The organism is Arhodomonas sp. AD133 (assembly GCF_051195215.1).
Taxonomy (GTDB): domain Bacteria; phylum Pseudomonadota; class Gammaproteobacteria; order Nitrococcales; family Nitrococcaceae; genus Arhodomonas.
In genome coordinates this window covers 1-2,433 of record NZ_JBNAZM010000116.1, presented here as the reverse complement: position 1 = coordinate 2,433, position 2,433 = coordinate 1, and the positions used below count along the sequence as shown (strand labels likewise).

The 2,433-nt window shown below is 65.9% G+C and carries 2 protein-coding genes; both read right to left on the bottom strand.

Translation table 11 applies throughout. The features are described 5' to 3' along the window. Nucleotides 1-20 precede the first annotated feature (20 nt). A complete protein-coding gene (locus tag ACPEES_RS23125; protein WP_435106818.1) occupies nt 21-788 on the bottom strand; it encodes a hypothetical protein in 768 nt (255 codons plus the stop codon). Next, nucleotides 785-2,356, bottom strand: coding sequence for a hypothetical protein (locus tag ACPEES_RS23120; protein ID WP_435106816.1), 1,572 nt, complete (start codon nt 2,354-2,356; stop codon nt 785-787). Before ACPEES_RS23120 ends, ACPEES_RS23125 begins: the two co-directional genes overlap by 4 nt. Nucleotides 2,357-2,433: the final 77 nt, after the last annotated feature.

Sequence of the window (2,433 nt, the reverse complement as noted above, 5' to 3'; positions counted from 1 at the left end):
CCCCCCTGTTGAAGAAGGAATCAGTGTGCGCAATCACGTGGACAGGATGTAGGTGCTGATTTGTTGGCGCTTACGTTCCTTCGCCAACGAGCCTCGTCGGGGTATTCGCGCCGGACACGGCGAAACCAGCGCTCGATGACTGCTTCCACTTCGCCCAGCAGCTCGTCGTCGGTTTGGACACGATGCTGGAACCGCGCCTTGATCCCCGGCTCCAAGGGCCAGGGTGTGCGCAGGGCCTCGCGCCAACGCTGCGTCCCTACCGAGCCCTGCAGTAGATTCATCAGCCCCGTATTGCTGGAAATCACCTCCCGTAGAAGGCAGTAGAGGATCTGCCGCTCCTCGGACCTTCCAATAGAACTTCGCAAATTGAACGAGGTGCCAGGCGTGAAACTGACGAAATTCGCCTTGGGGAGGGCGCCCACTTTACCTTCGGCCTGCCTTCTCTCCGGCGCCATCTCGGTGGCGAGCATGGTCAGACGGGTGGCATGGGCCTCGGCATCCTCGGACTGCCCGGTCACCTGCAGCTTGGGTAGATTCGAGCGGGCGATGTTCTGGTTGCTGCAGATGTAAATGACGTCGATGCGATCGGTCGTATCCCAGAGGAAATCCACGCCCCGGGCGATGATGCCGCGCGCCACCAAGGTCTTGCCCAGGCCCACCTCGTCGGCCACCAGGAAGCGCTGGGTGCTGTCCTCCGCCTCGAACAGCCGGTGAAAGGCGTGGTCCACCGTGCGCCGCTGGAAGGATTTCAGGGGCTCGATTATGGCTTCCGGGTCGGGACGACTCACGAATGGGCCTCCTTCTGCAGGGCCGCGTCCACGGCCTGCCAGATGGCGTAGAGATCGGGCGGGACCACCTTCTCGGCCTCGCCACCTTCCTCCATGAGGTCCTCCATGAGCCGCCGAACCGTCTCCAGGCGGTCGGGGTCGCGCGAAGCGACGCGCAGCAGGTCCTCAAGGAGGGTCTCGGCCTCCAGCGGTGCCCCGCGATCCTGCCACTGGCCTTCTTCCCCGTCGGTTTCGGCCCAGTCCACGAGCCCTTCCAGACCGCCAAGCAGGGCGCGCAGAAATGCCAGGAAACGCTCCGGCGAATTGATCAAGGTCCGCAGCACCCGGTGCATACGCTCCTCGGGCAGACCCTCCGCCGGGAGCTTCGCCACCAGCGTAGTATCATCCACATCGGCTGCGGCGCTCAGGCGGAAGGCCACGAGTGCGGTGAGCCGCTCCATGGGTAGTGCCCATTCCATGTCCTTCCCCCAGCGCCGGGCCTGGTCGCTGCCTAGCGTCACGGGCCAGGCCTTCACCGTGACGTCGGCGACTTCCGGCAGGCTCCCCTGGACACACCAACGCCAGTTCTGCTCGCCGGGCAGGCACTCGATGCTCAGACCGGCGTCCAGGAGGGCATCCCGCTGTTTCTCAAGCGCCCGCCGGGCGTGCTGAATAGCCAAGTCCTCCTCGGCGGATTGGTGGCGCTGGTACGGCATACACAGGTTCGCGAATCCCCCATCCCAGAACGCGTCAATGCCCATGCCGCTGTCGGTCCCCGCTGCCTTGAGGGGCGCGTCCAACCGCGCCATCACCTCCACGTTCTGCCCGGAGAAGGCGGCCGCGGTGAGGTTGGCGGAACCCAGGTACCAATCCACCCGGTCACCGTACTCCGCGGCGATCAGCTTGGCGTGCAACCCCGAGGGACGCCCCGCCGTATCGTCCTCCGATTCCTCCAGCGCCGCCTCCATCAGCACGTGCTTCTCCGTCCAGGGCACAAGAACCTCCGCCCGCAGGGCGTCCAGGGACTCGGCGCGACTGACCAGGCGAAGCTGCGTCTTTGTCTGGGCGGCCAGGCTATCCAGCGCGCCCTTGCTTACGAAGGGAGCGATGGCGAGAAGCCTCCGCGCCCCGGTCGCCGGTTGCCATAGCCCTGCGGTCGGCCCGTCCACTCCCAGGGCATGAAACGTGATCGGGCTTCTGAATCCATCGGGTGCCGGGAATAGCGTCCGGGCCAACTCGTCGGCGATGCCCTCGAGAGCCCGATACAGTTCTGACTCCAGAACCTCCGTGCCCATCTCGGGCAACCGCCGCACCAGGTCCGCCAGTGGCGTCGTGGCCGCCTGCACGTCCTCGTCCCCGGATCGCGCCTCGCTGACCAGCGCCACGTCCCAGGAGCGGTCATAGGTCAGGTTGCGGGAAGCCACGGCTACACGCAGCAACGGCTCGGCGTCGTCGCCGACGAACCGCGCAACCCAGACCTTGGGGTGGAAGGCGCCGCCACTGGGCGCCCTGACCGGATGGATGCTGGGTTCCAGGGCCGCGTACAGCTCCCGCTGCACACGGGGCAAGGCGATCCCCGCCTCGTCCACTGTCAGCCCCGCCCGATATTGTCCGGATAGTAACGGACTAATTTGTCCGCCCACCCAAGCTGGGTACCTTCTGAGCA